Source organism: Streptomyces profundus, assembly GCF_020740535.1.
Taxonomy (GTDB): Bacteria; Actinomycetota; Actinomycetes; order Streptomycetales; family Streptomycetaceae; genus Streptomyces; species Streptomyces profundus.
This window is the reverse complement of sequence record NZ_CP082362.1, coordinates 7,551,097-7,576,535: the sequence shown is the minus strand read 5'-3', so window position 1 is coordinate 7,576,535 and position 25,439 is coordinate 7,551,097. Positions and strand designations below refer to the sequence as shown.

Genomic DNA, 25,439 nt, shown 5'->3' with positions numbered 1-25,439 from the left:
CGGCACCCCGCACCGTGACTCTTGCAAGGTTGCCCAATTCCCAAACGCACTGACTCTGGGATGTCATGCAGATTCGCGATCTTCCGCACACCGACCCCGGCCAGCCGGACGTGAGGTCGGGTTTTCGTTTTCTGGTCTGGCTCTTCCGCCGCCAACTCGGCGGCCAGGCCAAGGCCCTGGGATGGGGCACACTCCACATCGCGGCCATCGCCAGCCTGCCGATCGCCACGGGTCTCGCGATCTCGGCGGTGGTGGACGGCTCCGGCCGACGGCTCCTGGCCACGGGGCTGCTGTTGCTGACCATCACGCTGGTGATGGCCTTCGCCGACACCATGCTGCACCGCGCCGCGGTGACCAACTGGATCACGGCTGCCGCACGCGTGCAGCAGTTGCTCGCGCGGCACACCGCCGAGCTGGGCGGGGTGCTCACCCGCCGGGTGGCGGCCGGCGAGGTGGTGAAGGTCTCCACCGGGGACGTGGAGAAGATTGGCTGGTTCGTCGAGACGTTCTCGCGTTTCGCCGCCGCCGTGGTGGTCACGCTCTCCGTCTGCGCCGGGCTTGTCTGGTACGAGCCGCGGCTCGGGCTGCTGGTCGCGGGCGGGGTGGCGGCCGTGGCGCTGAGCGTCTTCCCGCTGCTGCCCGCGGCCACCCGCCGCGCGGACTTCGAGCGGGGCAAGTCGGGACGGGCCACCGAGCTGGCCTCGGACACCGTGGCCGGGCTGCGGGTGCTGCGCGGGATCGGGGGCGAGGAGCTGTTCCTCAGCCGCTACCGCAGGGCCTCCCAGGAGGTCAGGGCCGCCTCGGTCCGCAACGCCCGGATGTGGTCGCTGATCGACGCCCTACAGGTGGTGCTGCCGGGGCTGCTGCTGATCGCGGTGGTCTGGCAGGGCGCCACGCTGGCGCTCGACGGGCGGCTGAGCCCGGGCGAGTTGGTGACCGTCTACGGGGCCGTCACCTTTCTGATGTTCCCACTCCGTCTGTTCACCGAGATGGCGATGGCCTTCACCTTCTCCCGTCCCTCCGCCAAGCGTGCGGTGCGGGTGCTGGGGCTGCGCCGGGAGCTGTCCGACGGGCCGGCGTCCCCGGTGGCGTCGGACGCGCCGCTCAGCGGTGACCTGACCGACCCGGCCACCGGGCTGTGCGCCGCCGAGGGGCGTCTGACCGCCGTGGTCTGTGGGGACCCGGACGCCGCCGAGCGGCTGGCCGAGCGCCTGGGCGGGCATCCGGCCCTGCCGCAGGAGGAGCCGTCCGCGCGGCTCGGCGGCGTGCCGCTGAACGAGGTCGCGCTGGCCGAGGCGCGCACGGCTGTGCTGGTCCAGGACAAGGACCCGGTGCTGCTCTCCGGCACGCTGGCGGAGCTGCTGGACGTCCCCTCGTCGGGGCGGACCGACGCCAAGGCCGCGCTGGCCGCGGCGCACTGCCACGACGTGTTGGAGGCGCTGTCCCGGGCGACCAGGGACGGCAGCCGCGATCCGATGCGCGGGGCGATCACCGAGCGGGCCCGTTCGCTCTCCGGCGGCCAGCGGCAGCGGCTGGCACTGGCCCGCTCGCTGATCACCGACCCGGAGGTGCTGGTCCTCGACGAGCCGACCTCGGCCGTCGACGCGCACACGGAGGCCGGGATCGCCGACGGGCTACGGGAGTCGCGGGCCGGGCGCACCACCGTGGTGTTCACCTCCAGCCCGCTGATGCTGGACCGCGCCGACGAGGTGGTCTTCGTACACGAGGGCAGCGTGATCGCCTCCGGAACGCACCGGGAACTGCTGCGCGGGGCGCCCGCCTACCGGGCCGTCGTCACCCGTGAGGTGACGAGCGCCCGCGAGGCTGAGCACGGGTCAGAGAACGTCCACCTTGCCGAGGAGTCCGCATGATCGGCGTCAGACCGCCGGAGTACGACCCGGCCAGCAACGAGCACACGACGACCCTGCCGGTGGCGGGGCGGGCGACGGTGAGCACCTATGTGCGCGAGCTGCTGCGCCGCCACCGACGGGCCTTCGCGATCCTGATCGCGGTCAACGCGGCGGCGGTGCTGGCCTCGATGGTGGGCCCCATTCTGCTGGGGAACGTGGTGCAGGGGCTCGCGGACGGGGAACGTGAGCTGAACCTGGGACGCGACCTGTCGGTGTTCGCGGTGGCGCTCGCGCTCCAGGCGGTCTTCGTCCGGATGGTGCGGCTGAGGGGTGCTGTGCTGGGCGAGCGGATGCTGGCGGATCTGCGGGAGGACTTCCTGGTCCGCTCGGTGGCCCTGCCGCCCGGCGTGTTGGAGCGCGCGGGCACCGGGGATCTGCTGGCCCGGATCAACACGGATGTGGACCGGCTGTCCACGGCGATGCGCGAGGCGCTGCCGCAGATGTCCATCGCGGTGGTCTGGGCCGGGCTGCTGATGGGCGGCATCGTGGCCGTCGCCCCCGCGCTGGGTCTGGCGATCCTGCTGGCGCTGCCGCTGCTGCTGGGCGTGTGCGTCTGGTATTTCCGGCGGGCGCCGGCGGGCTATCGGTCGGAGGCGGCGGGCTACGCCGCGGTGGCCGCCGCGCTGGCGGAGACGGTGGACGCCGGGCGGACCATCGAGTCGCACCGTCTTGAGCGGGAGCGGATCGCGCTCTCCGACCGACGAGTTCGGGAATGGACTCAATGGGAGCGGTACACGCTCTGGCTGCGATCGGTCCTGATCCCGGCGATCAACGTCTACCACGCCTCGTTGTTGAGCGGGGTGCTGCTGCTCGGTGGCTGGTTCGTCATCGAGGGCTGGATGTCCGTGGGGCAGCTGACCACGGGGGCCCTGTTGTCGCAGCTGATGGTGGAGCCGGTGGGGATGATCCTGCGGTGGATGGACGAGTTGCAGGTGGCCCGGGTCTCGTTGGCGCGGCTGGTCGGGGTGCGGGAGGTCGGGGAGGACGAGGGGGATCCCTCGCTGGCGCCCGAGGGGCGGGATCTGGTGGCCGACGAGGTGCGCTTCGGGTACGAGGCGGACGTCGACGTGCTGCACGACGTGTCCCTGGGGGTTCCCGCCGGGACCAGGATCGCGCTGGTGGGTCCTTCCGGCGCCGGGAAGTCCACGCTGGGTCGGCTGCTGGCGGGGATCTACGGTCCGCGCACCGGTTCGGTGACCCTCGGGGACACCCGGCTGTCCGCGATGACGGCCGAGCGGGTGCGCGAGCGGGTGGCCCTGGTGAACCAGGAGCACCATGTGTTCGTCGGCCCGCTGCGGGACAACCTGCTGCTGGCCAGGGCCGACGCCTCGGACGCGGAGCTGTGGGCGGCGCTCGGCGCGGTGGACGCGGACGAGTGGGTGCGGGAGCTGCCGGAGGCGCTGGACACCGAGGTGGGCTCCGGCGCGCTGACGGTGACCCCGGCGCGGGCTCAGCAGATCGCGCTGGCGCGACTGGTGTTGGCGGATCCGCACACCCTGGTGCTGGACGAGGCGACCTCGCTGCTCGACCCGCGTGCGGCGCGGCATCTGGAGCGGTCGCTGGGCCGGGTGCTGGAGGGGCGGACGGTGGTCGCCATCGCGCACCGGCTGCACACCGCGCATGACGCGGATGTGATCGCGGTGGTGGAGAGCGGGCGGATCACGGAGCTGGGCAGCCATGACGAGCTGGTGGCCGCGGACGGCGCGTATGCCGCGCTGTGGCGGTCCTGGCACGGCTGACGCGGGCGTCGTGACATCGCTGCCAGGGCCTGCCCCCGCCGGGGGGCGGGCCCTGGGCCCGTCGGGGGGGACTCGGCCCTCAGGGGGTGAGCAGGCCGGCTCCGACGCCGCCGGCCGCGCCGAGGATCACGAAGGCGGGCATCAGCACCTTGTTCTCCACCCAGGCGCCGGCCCGGAACCGCATGAAGCTGGGCGGGCCCAGGGGGTACCAGCGGCGGCCGGCTATGGGGAGGGGCCAGAGCATCGGGCAGCCGGAGATGGTGATGGAGTCGCCGAGGGTGTGCACGATGGCGCCGAGCACGATGGGCAGGCCGAGCCAGGCGTAGGGCTCGTCGGTGAACAGCCAGTTGGCGCCGTTGCCCGGCTCGTTGAGTACGCCGGCGAGGATCCAGGCGGTGGCGGCGCCGAGCAGCCAGACCAGCACGTCGCTCGAGACCCTGGCCATGCGCCAGAGCAGCCCTTCGACGGCGAGCACCATATGGATGAAGAGGGTGGCCAGCACGGCCCAGCGGCCGAAGGCTATGGCGGCGCCGGAGAAGCCGGCGCCCAGCATGACGGCCCAGATCCAGGTGTGGGTGAGGGTGCGGTGGCCGCCGCTGCGGCGGCGGTCCCTTCGGCCTCTGGTGGCGTTGTAGACGGCGGCGGAGAGTTTGTCGATGAAGCCGGCGAGGATCTTGGAGAACGGGCCGAAGGCGCGGGAGATGGTGGCGTTCTTGTGGTCGAGGTCGGGCGCCAGCGCCGCGCCGGCGCAGATCAGGGTGCCGACGACGAGGACGGGCCAGGGCATGGGGTGGCCGGCCCACGAGGCGGCGGCTCCGACCCCCAGCCAGGCCATCGCTCCGGACAGCGAGTGCGCTGGTCCCATCATCGGTAACTCCCCCGCCCGTACTTCACTGTTGACTGGTCCTTCGGCGGGACAGCGTAGCGCCATGTGATCTTCGGACGAGCGGCCGGTTCTCCTTTGCGGGCTCGGTACGGGCACTATGGGGCGGTGACCCTTATCGATCAGATGCCGCAGGACAGTGACCCCGATGCCCTCTTCGACACCTTCTCGTCGTGGGCGAACGAGCGGGGGATCACCCTCTATCCCGCGCAGGAGGAGGCGCTGATCGAGGTGGTCTCGGGGTCGAACGTGATCCTGTCCACTCCCACCGGCTCGGGCAAGTCGCTGGTGGCGGCGGGGGCGCACTTCGCCGCGCTCTCCCGCGACGAGGTCACGTTCTACACGGCCCCGATCAAGGCGCTGGTGTCGGAGAAGTTCTTCGAGCTGTGCAAGCTCTTCGGCACCGAGAACGTGGGCATGCTGACCGGGGACGCCTCGGTGAACGCGGACGCTCCGGTGATCTGCTGCACGGCCGAGGTGCTGGCGTCGATCGCCCTGCGGGACGGGGCGCAGGCCGATGTCGGCCAGGTGGTGATGGACGAGTTCCACTTCTACGCGGAGCCGGATCGGGGATGGGCTTGGCAGATCCCGCTGCTGGAGCTGCCCCAGGCGCAGTTCGTCCTGATGTCGGCGACCCTCGGCGACATGTCGCGGTTCGAGGAGGATCTGAGGCGACGCACGGGGCGGTCCACCGCGCTGGTGCGTTCGGCGACGCGACCGGTGCCGCTGAGCTACGAGTATCGGACGACGGGGCTGACGGAGACCCTGACGGAGCTGTTGGAGACCCGTCAGGCGCCCGTCTATATCGTGCACTTCACCCAGGCGCAGGCCGTGGAGCGGGCGCAGGCGCTGATGAGCATCAACATGTGCACCCGGGCGGAGAAGGACGAGATCGCCTCGCTGATCGGCAACTTCCGCTTCACCACGCGCTTCGGTCGGAATCTCTCCCGCTTCGTGCGGCATGGCATCGGGGTGCACCACGCGGGGATGCTGCCCAAGTACCGCCGGCTGGTGGAGAAGTTGGCCCAGGCCGGGTTGTTGAAGGTGATCTGCGGCACCGACACCCTGGGCGTGGGGGTGAACGTGCCGATCAGGACGGTGTTGTTCACCGCGCTCACCAAGTACGACGGGAACCGGGTGCGGGTGTTGCGGGCGCGGGAGTTCCATCAGATCGCCGGCCGCGCGGGGCGTGCCGGGTTCGACACCTCCGGGTTCGTCGTGGCGCAGGCGCCTGAGCATGTGGTGGAGAACGAGAAGGCGTTGGCGAAGGCGGGCGACGATGCCAAGAAGCGCCGCAAGGTGGTGCGGAAGAAGGCGCCCGAGGGCTTCGTCAACTGGAGCGACCAGACTTTCGAGCGGCTGATCGGGGCCGATCCCGAGCCGTTGACCTCGCGGTTCCGGGTGACACACGCCATGCTGCTCGCGGTGATCGCGCGGCCGGGCGACCCGTTCGCCGCGATGCGTCGGCTGTTGGAGGACAACCACGAGCCGCGCAGGCAGCAGTTGCGGTTGATCCGGCGGGCGATCGCGATCTTCCGTTCGCTGCTGGACGGCGGAATCGTGGAGCGGCTGCCCGAGCCGGACGCGCAGGGGCGGACGCTGCGGTTGACCGTGGATCTTCAGGCGGACTTCGCGCTGAACCAGCCGCTGTCGACCTTCGCGTTGGCCGCGTTCGAGCTGCTTGATCCCGAGTCTCCTTCCTATGCGTTGGACATGGTCTCCGTCGTGGAGGCCACCCTGGACGACCCTCGGCAGATCCTGGCCGCGCAGCAGAACAAGGCGCGCGGGGAGGCCGTGGCGGCGATGAAGGCCGACGGGGTCGAGTACGAGGAGCGGATGGAGCGGCTGATGGACATCGGCTATCCGCGCCCGCTGGACGAGCTGCTGTTCCACGCCTTCGGCCTGTATCGCAAGAGCCACCCCTGGGTGGGCGACCACCCCCTGTCGCCCAAGTCCGTGGTGCGGGACATGTACGAGCGGGCCATGACGTTCTCCGAGTTCGTCTCGTTCTACGAGTTGGCGCGCACCGAGGGGATCGTGTTGCGCTATCTGGCGAGCGCCTACAAGGCGTTGGAGCACACCGTGCCGGACGACCTGAAGTCCGAGGACTTCGAGGACATCACGGCGTGGCTGGGCGAGTTGGTGCGTCAGGTGGACTCCAGTCTGTTGGACGAGTGGGAGCAGTTGGCCAATCCGGCGACGGAGGACGCGGACCAGGCGCAGGAGCGCGCCGATCAGGTGCGCCCGGTGACGGCCAACGCGCGGGCCTTCCGCGTGCTGGTGCGGAACGCGATGTTCCGCAGGGTGGAGTTGGCGGCGCTGGGGCGGGTCGCCGAGCTGGGCGAGTTGGACGGCGAGGCGGGCTGGGACGCGGAGGCGTGGCGGGCGGCGCTGGACGACTACTGGGATGAGTACGACGAGTTGGGCACCGGCCCTGACGCGCGGGGCCCACGCCTGCTGCGGATCGAGGAGGTGCCCGAGGACGGGCTGTGGCGGGTGCGGCAGGCCTTCGCGGATCCGGCCGGCGACCACGACTGGGGGATCTCGGCCGAGGTGGATCTGACGGCCTCCGACGCGGAGGGCCAGGCGGTGCTCAAGGTGACTGACGTGGGCCAGCTGTGAGGGGGGCCGCCAGGGGCAACGGCCGGCCCCTGGCGGCGTCCAACGCGAGGCCCAACTGCTCGCGGTACCAGCCGACCTCGTCCGGGTCGCGGGCGGTGAGCAGGCGTCGTACCGAGCGCCAGGGGCCGGCGGCCAGCCGGGCGGCCATCAGGGGCGGGCGGAGCCGGCCCAGCACCGCGCGCTCCACCGGATCGGGCACCTCGGCCTCCAGCGTGCCGGGGTCGAGGACCGCGGCCGGCACGGCGGCGGCCTCCCAGGGGCAGGACGCCTGACCGGCGAGCAGCCCCGTGCGCCGGGCGCGCCAGCGGCGGGGGCGCCAGTCCTGGCCCTGGCGGAGGGAGTGGCGCAGCCCGTCGGGCAGCGGGCCCGTCAGCAGGCCGGGCCGTCGTCGGGCGAAGACGCACAGCTCGTCGGGGGGAAAGCGCCAGGCGACCACGCCGTGTTCGGTGAGGTGGAATTCGGAGGGGCTGAAGCAGCCGCCTCGGGCCAGCCGGGAGAAGCGGGCGGTGCTGATCCCCATCAGCACCGCGCCAGCCGAGGCGCTGACCGGCCGCTCGGGGAATCGCTTGCCGCTGAGCCGCCGGGGCGCGTACCGCACGCGCTCGGGGCCGTGATCCGCGCGCTCGGCCCTCCCCTGGGGGCGCCCGCGGCGCCTGGGGCGCCGCAGGGAGCCACGCGCCGGACGCCGAGGCGCCGGACGGGGCGGGTTCGCCTCGGCCGGTGCTCCGAGGGGCGGCCGGTCCAGCAGCGGCGAACCGGCCGCGAGCAAGGCCGGCGGCCCGACGGGGTGCGGGGAGCGCATCGGGGCGTACCCGGGGGAGGTGAGGTGGGTGAGGGGCACAGCAGGCGAGGACCGCGTGAAGCGTGCGGACATGAGGGGCTCTCCAACCATCGATCGTTACTCTCAGTTACGAGAGTAGGCGATCGAACCCCTTTCCACAACCCTGAGTGACGACGGAGTCACCCAGGGCGATACCGCCTCGGAGTCAGCGGGACTCCCTGACCGCCAGCCCCATGTGCTCGCCCACCTTGTTGACCAGCAGCGTCATCTCGTACCCGACCTGCCCCACATCCGCGTCGGGCCCGGTGAGCACGCAGAGACAGCTGCCGTCCCCGGCCGCGGTCACGAAGAGCACTCCGTCGTCGAACTCGATCATGGTCTGCCGGACGCCACCGCACCTGAAGTGCTCCCCCACCCCCTTGGCCAGGCTGTGCAGACCGGAGGCGACGGCGGCCAGATGCTCCGCGCTGCTGCGCTTGAGCCCTCGACTCACCGAGGTGACCAATCCATCGCTCGACAGCAACAGGACGTGTCTGACCCTCGGTAGCCGCTGCGCCAGATCGTCCAGCAGCCAGTCGAGTGTGGCGCTCAGTGCCATCCCGGCTCCCCCTTCTCGTAAGGCGACTGCTGTGTCAGCCTTCCCCAGCAAGCGGTTGTCGGCAACCATTTGGGCCGCACCGCCATACGGAAGGGACCGTACCGCTTGGCAAGGTCAGCCACATCACCGGGGCGCTCGGGCCACCCCGAATGGGACGACCTGGACACCGGAAGCCGCCGGGATGTGGTCAGTTGGCGGACGAAACGGGCCCCGGGCCGCCGAACCGGCGCCCAGGACCCGTCCTGAAGCGGGGAGAAAAACGTCCCGAAATCGTCGAGCGGGGTATCGACGGTTGGTCGACGACACGAACGGCCACCCACCGAAACCGCCAGGAACTCAGCTCCCCAGCTCCTTGCGCCCCACGCGCCGCAGCCGGGTGCGCTGGGAGGAGTCGAGCAGCAGATAGGCGCCCACCGGGATCCCCACCATCACCAGCACGGCGATCCAGAAACTGGTCAGCCACCAGAGGAACACTCCGGCGCCGAGCGCACCGATCGCGACCTTCGCACCCCGAGACATGGTCCGCACCTCCTCCGCCGCGGCGAGCCTCGCCACGGCACTATGTGAACGTCTCTCCAGTGTCCACCGTTCCGGAGCCGAACGTCCGGGAGCGGGCGAGGAGCGAGTTCCGAGCCCGGCTCAGCCGCCCGCCCGTCGCTGGGCGCGCAGCTCAGCGCCGACGCCGTGCATGTGGGTGAGGGCCTGGCGGTAGGAGTCGATCAGCCCGGTCTCCGCGTAGGAGACGCCGGCCTCCCGGCAGTAGTGGCGCACCATCGGCTGGGCCAGCCGCAGGTGGACCCTCGGCATGTTGGGGAAGAGGTGGTGCTCGATCTGGTAGTTGAGGCCGCCCATCATCCAGTCCGTGACCAGTCCGCCCCGCACGTTGCGGGAGGTCAGCACCTGCTTGCGAAGGTGGCCCCAGCGCACGTCGGGGTCGGGCATCTCCATGCCCTTGTGGTTGGGGGCGAAGACGGCGCCGAGGTGGAGCCCGAAGAGCGCGTGGTGGATGAACGCGAAGAGCAGGGCCTTGCCCGGACCCATCGCGCTGAAGATCAGCGCGGCGTAGGCGACGAAGTGCGTGACCAGCAGCAGGGACTCCACCACCCGCGCGCGGCTCTGCTTCTCCCAGCCCTCGCCCTTGGCCACCATCTGGACGCTGGCCACCTTCAGGGCGATGCCCTCCAACAGCAGCAGCGGGAAGAAGAGGCGCGCCTGGTTGCGGGTGAGCCAGCGGGCGAAGCCGGTGCGCTTCTCGGCCTGCCCCTCGGTCCACACCATGACGCCCTCGCCGACGTCCGGGTCCTTGTCCAGGTGGTTGGGGTTGGCGTGGTGCCGGTTGTGCTTGTCGTTCCACCAGGCCGAACTCATGCCGAGCAGCAGGTTGCCGTGCAGCAGGCCGAGCAGCCGGTTGACCTTGCGGCTGCGGGCGATCTGCGCGTGCCCCGCGTCGTGGCCGTAGAAGGAGGTGCGGGTGGAGAAGAGCGCGAAGGGCACCGCCAGCAGGACGGTCCACCAGGAGTCACCCAGCCAGAGCACGCCGGCCACCACAGCGGCCATCGCCAGTGCGTTCACCGTCATCCCTGCGGTGTACCAGCCGATGCGCCGCTCCAGGAGCCGCTGCCCCTTGATCTGCCGCATCAGCGGGGTGAACTCCCCCGCGTCGCTCGCGGCGCTCGCCGCGCGCGGCGACTCGGGGGTGGTGAGGGTGGCTTCTGGCATGGGAACTCCGGTAGTCGACACCTACGTTGCCACCAGCCTAGGAACGTCGAGTTCCGGTTCCCATGGCATCAACACCCCAACCGGGGGTGTAGCCAGCGACACCATGGACCGGTGGGGCGAGCCCCCTTCGGCGCCCCGTCCGAGAGCTGGTCGGCGTTTCGCTATCGCTTCCGGCTGAGGTACGCTCGGCCGTCGCCAGCCTACTAGTCAAATTTGAGGAGACGTCCGGCGCGTGACTCCGAGCCCACCATCCCCCGCTCAGGTCGGCGCGCTGATCGGCTGCGCGGCGACCTTCCTGCCCGCCGATCCCCCGCGTCTGTCCCGGGTGGCCTTCTGGCGTCCCGACGGTGGGGAGGTCGGCGGGTCCGAGCCCCCGGCCGAGAAGCTGACCGTGGCACTGCCCGACCAGGACGGGGAGGTTCGCCTGGTCACGGTGGTCGCCTCGGTGCTCCCGCTGCGCGAGGCGCTGCCCGTGCTCACCCGGGCGCGCGCCGGGCGCGGGGCCAGTGAGGCGGCGCGCTTCTGGGGTACGGCCGCCGTGCTGGCGCTGCAACTGGCCGCCCGTGGGCGGCTGTTGCCGGGGCTGACGGCGTCGGACCACGACGCCTGGCGGCTGGGGCCGCTGGACGGCGCCGACGCCGAGCGGCTGCGCGCGCTGGCCGAGGCCATGCCGGCGCACGCGCACGCGGTCCCGCTTCCCGGCGCGGGACATGGGGACGAGGGGGAGGAAGGCGCCGAGCCGCTGCTGCCCCATCCGGGGCCGCTGCTGCGCGCCTTCCTGGACGCGGTCGCCGACGGGCTGCCGCGCACGCCGGCGGCCTCGCTGGTCGCCGGTGGCGATGCCTTCGCCGGCCGGGCCGCCGTGCGTCGCCCCGAGCACCGCACCTGGGCGACCGAGGTGGCGGCCGGGCATGACGCGGGGGTGCGCCTCTCGCTGCGGGTGGAGGTCCAGGCGCCGCTCACCGGGGAGGCGGCGGAGAGCCGGTTCCGCGCCGTGCTCCAGGCGCACAGCCTGGCCGACGCCTCCGTGATGGTGGACGCTTCCGCGCTCTGGTCCGCGTCGGCCCCGCCCGCCGAGCACTTCGGCCCGGGGGCGCGACGCGATGTGCTGCTCACGCTGCGGCGGGCGGCGGCGGTGTGGGAGCCGTTGTCGCCGCTGTTGACCGCGGCGGTGCCGGACGCGGTGGAGCTGGCCGACGAGGAGGCGGGGGAGCTGCTGGCCGCCACCACCCATCGGGCGCTCGGCGCGGCCGGTCTTCAGGTGCACTGGCCCAGGGAGTTGGTGCGCACCCTCACCACGCACGCCGAGGTCGGCCCCGGGGGTGTGCCGTCCTCGGCGGGGCCGGCCCGTTCGGTGGCGCCCGGGCTGCTGTCGCCGGGAGCGCTGCTGTCGTTCCACTGGCGGTTCGCCGTGGGCGAGACCCCCCTCACCCGCGCGGAGCTGGACCGACTCGCCGAGGCGGGGCGGCCGTTGGTGCGGCTGCGGGACCAGTGGGTGTTGCTGGCGCCGGACGAGTTGACGCGGGCGCGGGAGCTGCGGGACCGCCAGGTCACGGCGGGTGAGGCGCTCAACGCGGTGTTGACGGGCGAGGCGGACGAGTCGGGGCGGCGGGTGGAGGTGCGGCCCGCGGGCTGGTTGGCCGAGCTGCGGGACCGGCTGGCCGACCCGGAGCGCGCCTCGGGCGACCCGGTCGAGGCGCCGCCGGCGCTGCGCGCCACGCTCCGCGACTACCAGCGGCGCGGCCTGGAGTGGCTGGATCGGATGACCTCGCTCGGCCTGGGTGCCTGTCTGGCCGACGACATGGGGTTGGGCAAGACGGTCACCCTGATCGCCCTGCATCTGCACCGCCAGCGCGCGCCGGAGACGGCCGGCCCCACGTTGGTGGTCTGCCCGGCCTCGCTGCTGGGCAACTGGCAGCGGGAGATCGGCACGTTCGCGCCGGGTTCGCGGGTGCGGCGTTTCCACGGCGGCGCGCGGGAGCTGTCGGATCTCGACGCCGACTCGTTCGTGCTGACCACCTACGGCACCATGCGGCGGGACGCGGATCGGCTGGCCGGTGCGGTGGAGTGGTCACTGCTGGTCGCCGACGAGGCGCAGCACGTCAAGAACCCGTTCTCGGCGACCGCCAAGCGGCTGCGTTCGATTCCGGCCACCTCTCGGGTGGCGTTGACCGGGACGCCGGTGGAGAACAACCTGTCCGAGCTGTGGGCGATCCTGGACTGGACGACGCCGGGGTTGCTCGGCTCGCTGCCCGCGTTCCGCCGGCGCTTCGCGGACGCGGCGGAGGCGGGGGGCGATCCGGCGGCGACGGAGCGGCTGGCCCGGCTGGTGCGGCCCTTCCTGCTGCGGCGTCGCAAGTCCGATCCCGGTATCGCCCCCGAACTGCCGCCCAAGACGGAGACGGACCGGATGGTGGCGCTCACTCCGGAGCAGGCCGGCCTGTACGAGGCGGTGGTGCGCGAGGGGCTCACGGAGGTGGCGGGCAGCGAGGGGGTGGCCCGGCGCGGTCTTGTGGTCAAACTGCTCACCTCGCTCAAGCAGATCTGCAACCACCCGGCGCAGTTCCTCAAGGAGGACGAGCCCGTCCTGGCCGGGCGTTCCGGCAAGTTGGAGCTGTTCGACGAGTTGGTGGACGCGATGGTGGCGGGCGGGTCGGCGGTGCTGGTGTTCACCCAGTACGTCCGGATGGCGCGGCTGTTGGAGGCGCGGTTGGCGGAGCGTGGGGTGGGGAGCCTGCTGTTGCACGGCGGTACCCCGGTGGCGCGTCGGGAGGAGCTGGTGCGGCGGTTCTCCGCCGGGGAGGCGCCCGTCTTCCTGCTCTCGCTGCGTGCCGCGGGCACCGGGCTCAACCTCACCAGGGCCGAGCATGTGGTGCACTTCGACCGCTGGTGGAACCCGGCCGTCGAGGCGCAGGCCACGGACCGCGCCTACCGGATCGGCCAGGACCGGCCGGTGCAGGTCCATCGGCTGATCGCCGAGGGGACGGTGGAGGATCGGATCGCGGCGCTGCTCCGCCGCAAGCAGGCCCTGGCCGAGGCGGTTCTGGGGGGCGGTGAGGCCGCGTTGACCGAGCTGAGCGACGCGGAGCTGTCCACCCTGGTGACGCTGCGGCAGGACGAGGCCGGGGAGGGATCCCGTTGATGGACCAGCATGGGGCACCCGACGCCGATGACTTTCACGACGCCCACGGCGAGGTGGTGCTGGAAGCACTGCCGCCCGCTGGGGGGCGTGGCTTCGCGAGCACCTGGTGGGGGCGGAGCTGGCTGAAGGCCTTGGAGGACAGCGCGTTGGACGGGGCGCGGCTGCGGCAGGGGCGTCGGCATGCCAGGGCGGGCGCGGTGGGCGCGGTCTCCGTGCGGGCGGGGCGGCTGACGTCGGTGGTGCGGACGGCCGCCGGGGACGGACAGCGGGCGGATGTGTTGCTGCGGCAGCTGTCCGAGGCGGAGTGGGATCGGCTGCTTGAGACGGCCACCAGGGAGGCGGGGCATCTGGCGGCGCTGCTGGACGGGGAGTTGCCGCCCCGGCTGGTGGAGGACGCGGCGGCGGCCGGCGTGGAGCTGCTGCCGGGGATCGGGGATCTGGAGCCGGCCTGCGAGTGCGGCGAATGGGACCACTGCGCGCACACCTCCGCGCTGTGCTACCAGGTGGCCAGGTTGTTGGACGCCGATCCGTTCCTGTTGTTGCTGCTGCGCGGGCGGGGTGAGCGGAAGCTGTTGGCCGAGCTGCGGCGGCGCGGCACCGAGCGGGTGTCGGCTGGTGTCCAGGCCGCCCCCGCAGGGCCGGCCGGGGTGCCGGCCGCCGCCGCCTACGCCAGGGCGGTGCCGCCGCTGCCGGAGCCGCCGGGGGTGGAGGGCGAGCCGGGCCAGGTGCCCGGGCTCGGCGCGGCGGGTGGGGGCGCCCCACCGGATGTGGCGGCCCTGGAGTTCCTGGCCCGTGACGCCGCCGCGCGGGCCGGGCTGCTGCTGGTCGAGGCGCTCTCCCCTGGGCACGCGACCAGCGTTCCGCCGGGCGAGCCCAGCCGGTGGCAGGACGCGGCGCGGCTGGCGGCGGTGGGGCCGCCGGCGGCGGCGTTGCGCCGGCTCGCGGCGGGCTGTGGGCGTGGGAGCGCGGAGTTGACGCGGGCGGCGCACGCCTGGCGCGCCGGCGGCGCGGTCGGCCTCGCGGTGCTGGAGACCTCGGCCGAGTCGACCGATCCGCGCGCCGCCGAGGAGATCGCGCGGGCCTTCGCCGATGCCGAGGAGCGGCCGGATGTGCGGCGCGAGGGGAACCGTTTCACCGTGCGGGGCGCGGACGTTCAGCTGCGGTTCGGCCCCGACGGCCGCTGGTGGCCCTATCGCAAGGAGGGTGGACGGTGGTGGCCGGCGGGCCCTTCGGAGCCGGATCCGGCGGCGGCCCTGGCCGCCGCCCGGGAGCGGTTTCCCCGGGCGGCGGGTGGGGGCTGAGCAGCCGGCGGGTGGGGGCTGAGCAGCCGGCGGGTGGGGGCGGCCGGCCGGGTGGGGGTCAGGCCAGCGACTCAAGCACCGGGTAGTAGCCGCCCGACTGGCCGGCGGCGGTGGGGTGGTAGGAGTCGCCGACGGGGATGGTGACGCTGTGCAGCCAGGAGTCGGCCGAGCAGATCTCGTGGCCGGTGAAGGCGGGGCGCACGTCGCCGTAGGTGAAGCCGTGGTCGGCGGCGCGCTTCTCGATCACCGTGCTGAGGTTGTCCGAGGCGCCGTTGATGGCGGCTCGGGCCTCCTCGCTGATGCCGAACGAGCAGGTGCCGCCCAGCTCGTACATGCGGGGGTAGCCGAGCACGACCACCTGGGCGTTGGGCGCCGCGCCGCTGATCGCGCTGTAGACGGCGTCGAGCCGTCCGGGCAGGGTGCCGGTGATGTAGGCGTCGGCGGTGGCGACGGCGGTCAGGCAGGCGTCCGTGCCCTGGAGCACGCAGGTCTGCATGGCGTCGGCGAAGCCGGCGTCGTTGCCGCCGACGCTGATGCTGACCAGCGTGGTGGCGGCGTCCAGCGGGGCGAGCTGTTCGTTGATCACGTCGGTGGTGACGGCGCCCGAGCAGGCGGTGAAGGCGAAGTCGTCGGGCGCGTTGGCGTCGGCCCACAGCTGGGGGTAGGCGACGGTGCTTCGCCGGCAGTCCCCGCTGGAGTCGTCGTAGGAGCCGGCGCCGACGCCGGAGGAGTAGGAGTCGCCCACGGCCACATAGGAGCCGGCGGCGGTGGGGGTTTCGCCGGCCTGGGCCGAGACGGGGGTGAGGGCCGTGAAGCCGAGTACGACGGTCGCGGTGGCGAACGTCGTCAGACAGCGACGCAGGTTCATGGAACCTCCTGGGGGTCCGGTGGGGGGACGGATGACGCAGCAGCGCTTACCCCCGCAAGTCGTGTTCATGCCATTGGAGTTGACGTCCCATCGCGCCAACGAGCCCGAACCGCCCGGGGATACGGGCTCTCACGGGGATGACCAGGAGTGACCAGCGAGGCGATCGGCCACGAGCAGTTCCGTAAGGGCTTGTCGAAAGCCCGCTCGCCGTTTTAGCGTCTTCCAACAGCACGCCACAATTCTCAACATGGGGGCCGGGTCGGTGGTCGCCGTGTTCACAAGGAGACGTATGCAGACGCGGCCCGAGGGCTCCCGGCTCCCGTACTACGAAGACCCCTCCCCCGGCTCCGGAACTCTCCCGCCCCGCACGTGGTATCCGTCCTCGGACGCGGCCAGGATCTCTCTCAACGGCACCTGGTCGTTCCGCCTCGGCGGGACCGCCGAGGGCGCCGACACCACCTTCGCCACCGCGAACGAGGACGCCAAGGCCGCCTGGTCCGCCTCGGCCGACTGGCATCAACTGGCCGTCCCCGGCCACTGGGTGCTCCAAGGCCACGGCGCCCCCGCCTACACCAATGTGAAGTATCCCTTCCCTGTCGACCCACCCCGGGTCCCGACGGAGAACCCGACCGGGGACCACCGCCGGGTCTTCGACCTTCCCGCCGACTGGCCGGCCGGCGGCGAGAGCGTGCTGCGCTTCGACGGCGTGGAGTCCAGTGCCAGGGTCTGGCTCAACGGCACCGAGCTCGGCACCTTCCAGGGCAGCCGGCTCCCGCACGAGTTCGCCGTGGCCCACCTGCTGCGCCCCGGCGGCAACGTGCTCGCCGTCCGGGTCCACCAGTGGTCGGCCGGCAGCTACCTGGAGGACCAGGACATGTGGTGGCTCCCCGGCATCTTCCGGGACGTCACCCTGCTCCACCGCCCCGACGGGGCAGCCGCCGACCACTTCACCCACGCCGGCTACGACCACACCACCGGGCTCGGCACGCTGCGCGTGGACGCGGAGCCAGGAGGCCGGGTGCTGGTGCCCGAACTGGGCCTGGACATCGCCACCGGCATCGAGGCGAGCGTGCCCGTCGAGCCCTGGACCGCCGAGACGCCCCGGCTCTACACCGGCCAACTGGTCACCGAGGGCGAGCGGATCGAGCTGCGGATCGGGTTCCGCACGGTGGCCATCGAGGACGGCGTGCTCCGGGTCAACGGCCGGCGGGTGCTGTTCCGCGGGGTGAACCGGCACGAGTTCCACCCGAAGACCGGCCGCGCGCTGGACCTCGCCACCATGCGCGAGGACATCCTGCTCATGAAGCGCCACAACATCAACGCCGTGCGCACCAGCCACTATCCGCCGCATCCGGCGTTCCTCCAGCTCTGCGACGAACTCGGCCTGTGGGTCATCGACGAGTGCGATCTGGAGACCCACGGCTTCTGCGACTTCGAGGACTGGCGCGGCAACCCGGTCGACGACGAAAGGTTCACCCCGGCCCTGCTCGACCGGGCCCAACGGATGGTGGAACGGGACAAGAACCACCCCTCGGTGGTCATCTGGTCGCTGGGCAACGAGTGCGGCGGGGGCGAGGGGCTGTCCGCGATGGCCCGCTGGATACGCGGACGCGATCCGGAGCGTCCGGTGCACTACGAGAACGACCACAGCTACCGGGACAGCGACATCTACTCCCGGATGTACGCGCCGCACGACGAGGTGGAGCTGATCGGCCGCCGCGCCGAGGAGCCGCTCGCCGACCCCGAGTTGGACGCGCACCGCCGTTCCCTCCCGTTCCTGCTCTGCGAGTACGGCCACGCCATGGGCAACGGCCCGGGCGGCCTGGCCGAGTACCAGCGGCTGTTCCGGGACCACGAGCGCTGCCAGGGCGGATTCATCTGGGAGTGGATCGACCACGGCTTCCCCAAGGTCACCGAGGACGGCACGCCCTACTTCGGCTACGGCGGCGACTTCGGCGAGGAGCTGCACGACGGCAACTTCGTCTGCGACGGACTGCTCTTCCCCGACCGCACGCCCTCGCCCGGGCTGATCGAGTACCAGAAGGTCATCGAGCCGGTCCTGATCGAGGTCGCCACGGAGGAGGACCGGGCCGCCGGCGTCATCTCCGTCACCAACGACCAGGACTTCGCCGACCTTTCGGCGCTGACCTTCGCCTGGCGCTACGAGGTCGAGGGCGAGGGCGTGGCCGGCGGCCCGCTGTCCGTCCCCCCGCTGGGCCCGGGCGAGACGGCACGGGTGCCGCTGCCGGACCCGCCGCGCACCGAGCGTTCGGGCCTCGCGGTCTGGACCTTCGAGGCCCAGCTCGCCGACGACACCCCCTGGGCACCGCGCGGACACCGCGTCGCCTGGGCCCAACTCCCCGTGCCCGCCGTGCCCGACGCCCCGAACGGCGGGCGCGCGGCGGTGGCCGCGCGGCGCGTGGACCAGGGCATCGCGCTGGGGCCCGGGGTCTTCGACGCGGCCTCGGGCGCCCTGCGGGAGCTGGCCGGCCTGGCCATCCCGCACCCGCCCAGGCTGGACGTCTGGCGCGCTCCCACGGACAACGACCTGGGCGCCAGCTGGCAGTCCGACGAGCGCCACGCGGAGACCTGGCGGAAGCTGGGGCTGCACCGGGTCCAGCACCGGCTGGACGCCGTGGAGACCACGGACACGGGCCTGACCGTCAGGACCCGGGTGGCCCCCGCGGCGGCCGAGGTGGGGCTTGGCACCGTCTACGACTGGCAGGCCGAGGGCGACACGCTGCTGCTGACCGTCACCGTGACGCCCGAGGGGCCCTGGGCCAGCACGCTGCCACGGGTGGGTCTGCGGTTGGGCGTGCCGGCGAGCTGGGACTCCGTCACCTGGTTCGGCGGCGGCCCCGGCGAGGCGTACCCGGACACCGGGACCGCGGCGCTGCTGGGCCGCTACCGAGCGTCCGTCGACCAGCTCCAGACGCCCTATGTCCGCCCGCAGGAGAACGGGGCCAGGGGCGGGGTGCGGTGGGCCGAACTGCGCGCGGGGGACGGATCGGGGCTGCGGGTGGGCGCCGGTGACGAGCCGTTCTGGTTCACCGCGCGGCGCTGGACCAGCGAGCAGCTGGACGCGGCCGAGCACACCCCGGACCTCGTCCCCACGGATACCGTCTGGGTGAACCTCGACCACGCGCAGCACGGCATCGGCAGCCAGTCCTGTGGCCCGGGCCCGCTGCCCGAGTACCACCTGCGGCCCCGCGAGTTCCGCTTCTCGCTGACCTTCACGGCGCTGGCGGCACGGTAACGTGACGGCCGGGCGGGCTGCCGCCCGCCCGGCCCGCGGGTCAGGGCTTGATGCCGACGCCGCAGTAGAAGCCCAGGCCGCGCAGCTCGGCGGAGTCGGGCACCGGGCTCGTCGGGTTCCAGAACGGCGGCTGCACCAGGCCGGGTTCCAGCAGCTCGAAGCCGCCGAAGTAGGACCGCACCGCGTCGTGGGGGCGCAGGGTCAGGGTGGCCGTCGCGTTCTTGTAGACCTCGCGCACGTCCCTGATCTGGCCGGGATCGTGGAAGTCGTGGGTGGCGTGGCTGAGCACCAGGCAACTGCCGGACGGCAGTGCCGAGGTCAGCTCCCGCACGATGGCGCCCGGGTCCTCGGCGTCCTCGACGAAGTGCAGGATGGCCACCAGCATCAGCGCCACCGGCCGGTCGAAGTCGATCAGCTCCTCGACCATCGGGTGTCGCAGGAGGGACTTGGGGTCCCGCAGGTCGGCCAGCGCGAACCCGGCGTTGCCCTCGTTGGTGAGCTTGGCGCCCGCGTAGGCGCTGACGATCGGGTCGTTGTCGACGTAGGCGACCCGGATCTGCGGGTCGACCTCCCGGGCGACCTGGTGGGTGTTGGGCGCGGTGGGGATGCCGGTGCCGATGTCGATGATCTGGCGGATGCCACGCGAGGCGACCGTTCTGGTCGCGCGGTGCATGAAGGAGCGGTTCTCCCGGGCGGCCAGCCGGATGTCGGGCAGCAGGGCTATGACGCGTTCGGCCGCCAGCCGGTCCACCTCGTAGTTGTCCTGACCGCCGAGGTAGTAGTCGTACATCCGCGCCGGGTGGGGCCTGCTGGTGTCGATCTGCGCGGCCTCGAAACCCTCTGTACTCACCCAAACGCTCCGTTCGTTGTCTGACGTGGATCGCACGTTCTCGTCGTCCCGGCGCGGTGCCCACGCCCCCCGTGCGCGGGCACCGCGCCGACTCACCCCCATTCGGTGGGGTTCACACCAGGAGGAAGTCGGCCTCTCCCGACTTCACTCCCTTGATGAAGGTCGCCATCTCGTGGTGCGAGCAGATCAGCGCGGGGCCCTCCGGGTCGGTGGACTGCCGCAGCGCCACCCGGCCGTCCGTCAGCCGCATCGCCTCGACGCAGCTGCCGCCGTTGCCCCCGCTCCACGGCTTGTGCCAGCCCTCCGTCCCGAGATGGGCTGCCGGCATGCCGTTGTAAATGCGATCCATGGATCAGATCTCCTTGCGAATACCACTGAGGATGGCCTCAGTGCGGTGCACAGGCGCGGCTTGCGCGCACATCCGGTCGAGCGCCTCCCTGAAGGTGGAGACGTCGTCCCGCTGGTCGAAGTAGGCGGCGCCGACCAGGCTCTCGGCGCAGGCGATGTCCGACAGTTCGGGGACGGGAAACCGGAAGAGGTGGAAGGGGCCGTACATCGCCGGATGCGGCCCGGCCGAGAAGGGCATGATCTGGAGCCTGACATGCGGGGTCGCCGAGGCCTCGATCAGCCGGGAGATCTGGCCGCGCAGCACCTGGGGATGGCCGATGGGACGGCGCAGCACCGTCTCGTCCATCACGATCCACAGCAGCGGCGGGTGGGGCCGGCTCAGCAGCTCCTGGCGGGCGAGCCGCAGCGAGACCAGGCGCTCGATCTCGCTCGCCGGTGCGTGCGGCATCCCGGAGCGCAACACCGTGGTGGCATACGCCTCGGTCTGCAACAGGCCGGGGATGTAGTGCGGTTCGTAGGCCCGGATCTGGTCGGCCTCGGCCTCCAGGGAGACGAACGCGCTGAACCACTCGGGCAGCACGTCGCGGTAGCGGTGCCACCAGCCGGGTCGGTTGGCCTCGCGGACGAGGACGAGGAAGGTGTCGATCTCCGCCTGGTCCGTGGTCCCGTAGATCCGCAGTAGCTTCTCCACATAGGGGACCTTCAGCCCGACCTGCGCCTTCTCCATCCGTCTGATGGTGGCGTGGGTGACGTCCAGCGCCCGGCCGGCCTCCTCGAAGGAGAGCCCCGCGGCCTCGCGGAGATCCTGGAGGCGTCTGCCCAGCACCACCCGCAACGCGGTGGCTGCTCCGCTCGTGTGCCCACCGGCCACTACCCCACCCCATCAACTGCCGTCATGGCAGGGGAGTCTGCCACGCCATCAGGAAAACCAACAGACTGGAACGAGCGATTCTGTAATTTGCAGGATGCCTCTTGCCGGATGCGAGGGACAGCCCGCACAGTAGTGCCGTGGCTTCCTCCTCGCGCGCCGACTCCCTGGTGCGACACGACAGCTCCGCGCTGCCGAGCGGGTGCCTGCGCTTTCGCCTGCCGGCCATACCCACATCGGCGGCGGAAGCACGCAGGCTCACCCGCCAGCAGCTCCACGAGTGGCGGGCACCCAGCGACACCTGCGACAGCGCCCAACTGGTGATCTCCGAGCTGGTCACCAACGCGCTGCGGCACACCGACAGCGACAGCGTCGGCTGCGAGGTGCGGCTGCTGGGCACCCTGCTGAGGGTGGCCGTCGCCAGCGACGGCCACGGCCCGCGCGCGGTGCCGCGCACCGCGGGTGAGGACGACGAGAACGGCCGCGGCCTGCTGCTCGTCTGTTCGCTGGCGCAGGTCTGGGGCGTACGTCCGCACGACGCCGGCGCCGGGCATGTGGTCTGGGCCGATCTCCCCCTCACCAGCACCGGCTGACCAGCCGGGGAGACCCCCGAGGCCCTACACCGCCCGCGGACGGGCCCGGGCCATGGCGCGGAACGTGGCCGCCCGGGGCAGCGCGAAGGCGAGGGCCAGCAGGCCGCAGCCGAGAGTGAACGCATAACCCCAGCGCGGCCCGTGCGCCTCCACCACCAGGCCGGCGACCAGCAGTCCGAGCGCCCGTCCGAGGCCGACGGCGGTGGACATCCACGCCATGCTCTCGGTGAGCGCGGCATCGGGCACCCCCTCCCGCACCAGGCTGTAGGCGGCGATGACCGTGGGCGCGATCAGCAGGCCCGATACCAACGAGAAGGCCCAGAGCGCGACAACGGAAGGCATGGCCCACAGCGGCGCCATGCCCGCCACCACGATCACCAGCGCCCACAGCAGCCTGCGGTCCACCGGCGCGGTGAAGCTCCGCGCCCCGTACCAGAGCCCACCCACCGCGCTGCCCAGCGCATAGGTGGCCAGCACCGCGCCGATCATCCACGGGCTGCCGTAGGCGTCGACGAAGGCCATGGTGCTCAGCTCCCACGCCGCGAACATGGCGGCCGTGGCGACCCAGACCAGACAGAGCGCGCGCATCCCGGGGAGCGCGAGGGCGCTGCCGGCGGCCGAAGGGCGCGGTGTGGCCGGCGGCTCCGTGGCGCGCTGCGCGGCCAGCGCCAGGCTCCCCACCAGCCCGCAGCCGGCCACCACCACGACGCCGAACGCGGGGTGCACCAGCACCACGGCGGCCACCAGCAGCGGTCCGGTCACGAAGATCAGCTCGTCGACGACCGACTCCAGCGAGTAGGCCGACACCAGGAGTCGCCCGCCCCCGTCGGCGCGCAGCAGATGGCTCCACCGGGCGCGCACCAGGGCGCTGAGCGGGGGCATCGTGGCGCCGAAGACCGCGCCGGTGGCCAGCAGCACGGCGAACGAGCCGTCCAGCCATGCCGCGAGCACCAACGCGACGCCGGCCAGGGCGAAGCAGAACGCCAGCGGGCGCAGCACCCGGCGTTGCCCCCGTCGGTCCACCGCGCGCCCCACGCGCGGCACCACCACGGCGTAGGCCAGGGCGCCGGCCGCCGACACCACGCCGGCGGTGGCATAGCTGTCCGTGACATGGGTCACCAACAGGACGACACTCAGACCGAGGGTCGACATCGGCAGCCGACCGACCACACTCGCCGCGAGAAAGGCCCCCGCGCCCCTGACCCGCAGGATCTCGGTGTAGGAGCGCAGTCCCCCGGCTTGGCCCATCACCGCATCATGCCCCTGGCCGGCGCCGGGGAACAGCTGAATTCCCTCCGGGCACCGGGGCGTTCCCGTCGCCGGGAGCCACCTTCACAAGCCCGACACTTTACCTTTCTATTACCATTGACCAACGCCGCGACCGAGGGTCGCGGCGGAGCTTGTCAGACCGTCCCAGGACCCGGAGGAAGAGTGGACGTCTCGTTGACCATGTGGGTGCTCACCGTGCTGGTGTTGTGCGCCTTCATCGCCGTGGACTTCTTCTTTGGGCGTAAACCCCACGAGGTGAAGCTCAAGGAAGCGGCCATCTGGAGCACCTTCTGGGTGGTCCTCGCCGTGCTCTTCGGCATCGGTCTGTTCGTCATGGAGGGCGCCACTCCATCCGGCGAGTTCTTCGCCGGTTATGTCACCGAGAAGTCGCTCAGCGTGGACAACCTGTTCGTGTTCGTGCTGATCATGACCAAGTTCGCCGTCCCCCCCGAGTACCAGGCGCGGGTGCTGATGATCGGCGTGTTGATCGCCCTCGTGCTGCGGGCCGGGTTCATCGCCCTGGGCGCGGCGCTGATCGCCAGCTTCTCCTGGATCTTCTACATCTTCGGCGCCTTCCTGATCTGGACGGCCTGGCAGTTGATCAAGGAGGCCCGCAGCAAGGACGAGGAGGAGGAGTACGAGGAGAACCGCTTCCTCAAGATGGTGGAGCGCCGCTTCCCCGCCACCGACCGCTACCACGGCACCAAGTTGGTGATCAAGGAGAACGGGCGGAAGCTGATCACCCCGATGCTGGTGGTCATGTTGGCGATCGGGAGCACCGACATCCTCTTCGCGCTCGACTCCATTCCCGCCATCTTCGGCCTGACCGAGGACGCCTATATCGTCTTCACCGCCAACGCCTTCGCGCTGATGGGGCTGCGGCAGCTCTATTTCCTCATCGGGGGCCTGCTGGAGAAGCTGGTGCACCTCTCCTACGGCCTGTCCGTGATTCTCGGCTTCATCGGCGTGAAGCTCGTACTGCACGCGCTGCACGAGTCGGGCGGCGTGAACACCCCGGAGATCAGCACCGCGTTCTCGCTGAGCGTGATCTGCGGCGTGCTGGTCGTGACCACGATCACCAGCCTCTACGCCACCCGTAACGAGCGGGCGGAGGCGCGCGCCAAGCGGCGCGACGGCGACGACGCGGCGGAGGACGCCCAGGAATCGGCTGACCGCCGCTCCTGACCTACCCTCCGGTACCGTGGCCCGAACGCCGCCGCCCGCTGGAACCCGGCGGCGGCGTCAGGCGTTTACCTCGCGTGGGGCACCGCGCACGATCGGTGGACAGGAGGCAGCTCATGGGGACGGAGCCCTCGGACCAGGACGAGCCACGGGGCGGCGACGACGCGCCTCGCGACGAGGACTGGGACAACCTGGTGCTGGACGAGAGCTTCATACGCGGGGCCGAGGTCCGCGAGCCGACCGCCAGGACGCGCATGCTGCGTGAGCGCTGGAAGGACGGCGGCCCTTCGCCCCAGCCCTGGCGCTCCGACGAGCCGCCCGCCGGCTGGGTGCACGGCTCAGGGCGGGACAAGCGGGGCAAGAAGGCCCGCAAGGACAAGCCGAAGAAGCGGCGCTGGTTCCGCCGGAAGGACAAGGGCGAGGATTCGTGACCCTGGTGGTCCGGCCGCTGCCGGGCCACCGTCTCGTGTCGCCGGCCCCCTCGGCGGGCCGGTGTCCGCCGTCCCCTGGAGCCGTCGTGCCGCCATCGCCCGCCTCCCTACCGCCCGCCGCCCCCTTCTCCGCCGTGGACACCGGCCGGCCGCCGAGCGGCGGCGGGCCGGGGGGATTCCCGCTGCTGCTGGTACACGGCTGGGGCGGCGACCGGGCCGACTGGGACGCGATGCTGCCCGCGCTGGCCGCCGGCCACCGGGTGCTCGCCCCTGACCTCCCGGGCCACGGCCGGACGCCGGCGCGGCCGGGACGGCAGGCACCCCGGCTGGTCGCCGACGATCTCGCCGACTGGCTCGGGGAGTTGGCGCCGGGCCCCGTGGTGGCCGTGGGGCACTCGATGGGCGGCCAGGTGGCGACGGCGCTCTCCGTCGAGCACCCCGATGTGGTGCGCGCCTCCGTTACCGTGGCCACCGGCTTCGGCGGACGCGCCAGCGCCGCCGAACTCACCGCCGACCAGGCGGCGTTGCGGCGGGACGCGGCCGGCTGGGCGGAGCGCTTCCTGCGCCGCGCCGACGGCCCGACGACCCCGCCCTGGATCGGTGACCGCCACCGCCGCCTCTTCGCCGCCATGGACGCCGAGGTGCTCGCGGAGTACCGCGAGGCGATGTACCTGGCGCCGGGCGCCATCGGCACCCGGCAGGGCGCCGAGGCGCTGCTGCGCCGGCGGCGACACCCCGCGCTCGCGGTGCACACCAGCGCGGAGGCCGCCGCCTGGGAGCGGAGCCTGCCCGCGCCCCCACCCTCCGCGGTGGAGCTGTGGCCGGAGTGCGGCCACTACCCGCACGAGGAGCGCCCCGACGCCCTGTCCGCCCTCATCGAGGGCTGGTGTCTCCGGGTCGCGGCGATCGACTAGCCTGATCGTCATGCGATCGCTCAACCGCCACCGGGTCATCTCCCCGCCGCTCGCCCGCTGAGGGCACGGCTCATCCCCTGATTCTCGTGTCGACCGCCCCTCGGGCCGGTCGCGCCTCCCGAGTGTGCCCTCCCGCCGATCCCTCATCGGAGTCGCAACGGAGTA

At 72.2% G+C, this 25,439-nt stretch carries 20 protein-coding genes; 10 read left to right on the top strand and 10 right to left on the bottom strand.

What is annotated here, in order from left to right; genetic code table 11:
* Positions 1–65: 65 nt before the first annotated feature.
* Positions 66–1,871, top strand: coding sequence for an ABC transporter transmembrane domain-containing protein (locus K4G22_RS31240; protein ID WP_228083837.1), 1,806 nt, complete (start codon positions 66–68; stop codon positions 1,869–1,871).
* Positions 1,868–3,649 (top strand): ABC transporter ATP-binding protein, encoded by a 1,782-nt coding sequence (locus K4G22_RS31235; RefSeq protein ID WP_228083836.1) that lies wholly within the window; start codon positions 1,868–1,870, stop codon positions 3,647–3,649. Before K4G22_RS31240 ends, K4G22_RS31235 begins: the two co-directional genes overlap by 4 nt.
* 79 nt (positions 3,650–3,728) lie before the next feature.
* Here K4G22_RS31235 and K4G22_RS31230 read toward each other — a convergent pair whose 3' ends face one another.
* Positions 3,729–4,517, bottom strand: coding sequence for a metal-dependent hydrolase (locus K4G22_RS31230; RefSeq protein ID WP_228083835.1), 789 nt, complete (start codon positions 4,515–4,517; stop codon positions 3,729–3,731).
* A 123-nt stretch (positions 4,518–4,640) separates the two neighbouring features.
* Here K4G22_RS31230 and K4G22_RS31225 point away from each other — a divergent pair, with 123 nt between their 5' ends.
* Positions 4,641–7,154: a DEAD/DEAH box helicase gene (locus K4G22_RS31225; RefSeq protein WP_228083834.1), complete on the top strand. Its 2,514-nt coding sequence runs from the start codon at positions 4,641–4,643 to the stop codon at positions 7,152–7,154.
* Here the strand turns inward: K4G22_RS31225 and K4G22_RS31220 are convergent.
* From K4G22_RS31220 to K4G22_RS31205, 4 genes are all read right to left on the bottom strand, one after another.
* Positions 7,126–8,028, bottom strand: a complete 903-nt coding sequence (locus K4G22_RS31220) for a DUF6397 family protein (RefSeq protein WP_228083833.1) — start codon at positions 8,026–8,028, stop codon at positions 7,126–7,128. The two genes, K4G22_RS31225 and K4G22_RS31220, sit on opposite strands and share 29 nt — an antisense overlap.
* A gap of 112 nt (positions 8,029–8,140) precedes the next feature.
* On the bottom strand, positions 8,141–8,533 hold the full coding sequence (locus K4G22_RS31215) for a roadblock/LC7 domain-containing protein (protein WP_228083832.1): 393 nt from the start codon (positions 8,531–8,533) through the stop codon (positions 8,141–8,143).
* Positions 8,534–8,869: 336 nt separating this feature from the next.
* Positions 8,870–9,052 carry a hypothetical protein gene (locus tag K4G22_RS31210; RefSeq protein ID WP_228083831.1) on the bottom strand — a complete coding sequence of 61 codons (183 nt, stop codon included), beginning with the start codon at positions 9,050–9,052 and terminating at the stop codon, positions 8,870–8,872.
* A 120-nt stretch (positions 9,053–9,172) separates the two neighbouring features.
* Positions 9,173–10,252, bottom strand: coding sequence for a fatty acid desaturase family protein (locus tag K4G22_RS31205; protein ID WP_228083830.1), 1,080 nt, complete (start codon positions 10,250–10,252; stop codon positions 9,173–9,175).
* 232 nt (positions 10,253–10,484) lie between these two features.
* On the opposite strand from K4G22_RS31205, the gene K4G22_RS31200 reads away from it, so the two are divergent.
* Together K4G22_RS31200 and K4G22_RS31195 are read left to right on the top strand one after the other, a co-directional pair.
* Positions 10,485–13,394: a DEAD/DEAH box helicase gene (locus K4G22_RS31200; RefSeq protein ID WP_228083829.1), complete on the top strand. Its 2,910-nt coding sequence runs from the start codon at positions 10,485–10,487 to the stop codon at positions 13,392–13,394.
* A complete protein-coding gene (locus K4G22_RS31195; RefSeq protein WP_228083828.1) occupies positions 13,394–14,695 on the top strand; it encodes an SWIM zinc finger family protein in 1,302 nt (433 codons plus the stop codon). The genes K4G22_RS31200 and K4G22_RS31195 overlap by 1 nt, the downstream gene beginning before the upstream one ends.
* Before the next feature lie 58 nt (positions 14,696–14,753).
* Here K4G22_RS31195 and K4G22_RS31190 read toward each other — a convergent pair whose 3' ends face one another.
* Positions 14,754–15,563 carry an SGNH/GDSL hydrolase family protein gene (locus K4G22_RS31190; protein ID WP_322785153.1) on the bottom strand — a complete coding sequence of 270 codons (810 nt, stop codon included), beginning with the start codon at positions 15,561–15,563 and terminating at the stop codon, positions 14,754–14,756.
* Positions 15,564–15,852: 289 nt separating this feature from the next.
* Between K4G22_RS31190 and K4G22_RS31185 the strand changes: the two genes are divergently transcribed.
* Positions 15,853–18,819, top strand: coding sequence for a glycoside hydrolase family 2 TIM barrel-domain containing protein (locus tag K4G22_RS31185; protein WP_228083827.1), 2,967 nt, complete (start codon positions 15,853–15,855; stop codon positions 18,817–18,819).
* Between the two features lie 40 nt (positions 18,820–18,859).
* Here K4G22_RS31185 and K4G22_RS31180 read toward each other — a convergent pair whose 3' ends face one another.
* From K4G22_RS31180 to K4G22_RS31170, 3 genes are all read right to left on the bottom strand, one after another.
* The gene (locus tag K4G22_RS31180) at positions 18,860–19,669 is read right to left on the bottom strand and encodes an SAM-dependent methyltransferase (protein WP_228083826.1); all 810 of its coding nucleotides are present in this window, start codon (positions 19,667–19,669) and stop codon (positions 18,860–18,862) included.
* 112 nt (positions 19,670–19,781) lie between these two features.
* Positions 19,782–20,018, bottom strand: coding sequence for a DUF397 domain-containing protein (locus K4G22_RS31175; RefSeq protein WP_062217741.1), 237 nt, complete (start codon positions 20,016–20,018; stop codon positions 19,782–19,784).
* A gap of 3 nt (positions 20,019–20,021) precedes the next feature.
* Positions 20,022–20,846 (bottom strand): helix-turn-helix domain-containing protein, encoded by an 825-nt coding sequence (locus K4G22_RS31170; protein WP_228084286.1) that lies wholly within the window; start codon positions 20,844–20,846, stop codon positions 20,022–20,024.
* A 179-nt stretch (positions 20,847–21,025) separates the two neighbouring features.
* Here K4G22_RS31170 and K4G22_RS31165 point away from each other — a divergent pair, with 179 nt between their 5' ends.
* Entirely contained in the window at positions 21,026–21,478 is a 453-nt protein-coding gene (locus tag K4G22_RS31165; protein WP_228083825.1) for an ATP-binding protein, read from the top strand.
* Positions 21,479–21,502: 24 nt separating this feature from the next.
* On the opposite strand, the gene K4G22_RS31160 is transcribed toward K4G22_RS31165, so the two are convergent.
* Entirely contained in the window at positions 21,503–22,726 is a 1,224-nt protein-coding gene (locus K4G22_RS31160) for an MFS transporter (protein ID WP_228083824.1), read from the bottom strand.
* A 183-nt stretch (positions 22,727–22,909) separates the two neighbouring features.
* On the opposite strand from K4G22_RS31160, the gene K4G22_RS31155 reads away from it, so the two are divergent.
* The 3 genes from K4G22_RS31155 (at position 22,910) to K4G22_RS31145 (ending at position 25,274) form a co-directional block, all read left to right on the top strand.
* Positions 22,910–23,932, top strand: coding sequence for a TerC family protein (locus K4G22_RS31155; protein WP_228083823.1), 1,023 nt, complete (start codon positions 22,910–22,912; stop codon positions 23,930–23,932).
* Between the two features lie 113 nt (positions 23,933–24,045).
* Positions 24,046–24,360 (top strand): SGM_3592 family protein, encoded by a 315-nt coding sequence (locus K4G22_RS31150; RefSeq protein WP_228083822.1) that lies wholly within the window; start codon positions 24,046–24,048, stop codon positions 24,358–24,360.
* An 86-nt stretch (positions 24,361–24,446) separates the two neighbouring features.
* Positions 24,447–25,274 (top strand): alpha/beta fold hydrolase, encoded by an 828-nt coding sequence (locus tag K4G22_RS31145; protein WP_228083821.1) that lies wholly within the window; start codon positions 24,447–24,449, stop codon positions 25,272–25,274.
* Positions 25,275–25,439: the final 165 nt, after the last annotated feature.

Excerpts from the sequence above, each read along its gene's own strand:
- K4G22_RS31240 (WP_228083837.1), top strand. The coding sequence starts at position 66 with ATGCAGATTCGCGATCTTCCGCACACCGACCCCGGCCAGCCGGACGTG.
- K4G22_RS31235 (WP_228083836.1), top strand. The coding sequence starts at position 1,868 with ATGATCGGCGTCAGACCGCCGGAGTACGACCCGGCCAGCAACGAGCAC.
- K4G22_RS31230 (WP_228083835.1), bottom strand. The coding sequence starts at position 4,517 with ATGATGGGACCAGCGCACTCGCTGTCCGGAGCGATGGCCTGGCTGGGG.
- K4G22_RS31220 (WP_228083833.1), bottom strand. The coding sequence starts at position 8,028 with ATGTCCGCACGCTTCACGCGGTCCTCGCCTGCTGTGCCCCTCACCCAC.
- K4G22_RS31215 (WP_228083832.1), bottom strand. The coding sequence starts at position 8,533 with ATGGCACTGAGCGCCACACTCGACTGGCTGCTGGACGATCTGGCGCAG.
- K4G22_RS31210 (WP_228083831.1), bottom strand. The coding sequence starts at position 9,052 with ATGTCTCGGGGTGCGAAGGTCGCGATCGGTGCGCTCGGCGCCGGAGTG.
- K4G22_RS31205 (WP_228083830.1), bottom strand. The coding sequence starts at position 10,252 with ATGCCAGAAGCCACCCTCACCACCCCCGAGTCGCCGCGCGCGGCGAGC.
- K4G22_RS31195 (WP_228083828.1), top strand. The coding sequence starts at position 13,394 with ATGGACCAGCATGGGGCACCCGACGCCGATGACTTTCACGACGCCCAC.
- K4G22_RS31190 (WP_322785153.1), bottom strand. The coding sequence starts at position 15,563 with ATGAACCTGCGTCGCTGTCTGACGACGTTCGCCACCGCGACCGTCGTA.
- K4G22_RS31185 (WP_228083827.1), top strand. The coding sequence starts at position 15,853 with ATGCAGACGCGGCCCGAGGGCTCCCGGCTCCCGTACTACGAAGACCCC.
- K4G22_RS31175 (WP_062217741.1), bottom strand. The coding sequence starts at position 20,018 with ATGGATCGCATTTACAACGGCATGCCGGCAGCCCATCTCGGGACGGAG.
- K4G22_RS31160 (WP_228083824.1), bottom strand. The coding sequence starts at position 22,726 with ATGGGCCAAGCCGGGGGACTGCGCTCCTACACCGAGATCCTGCGGGTC.
- K4G22_RS31150 (WP_228083822.1), top strand. The coding sequence starts at position 24,046 with ATGGGGACGGAGCCCTCGGACCAGGACGAGCCACGGGGCGGCGACGAC.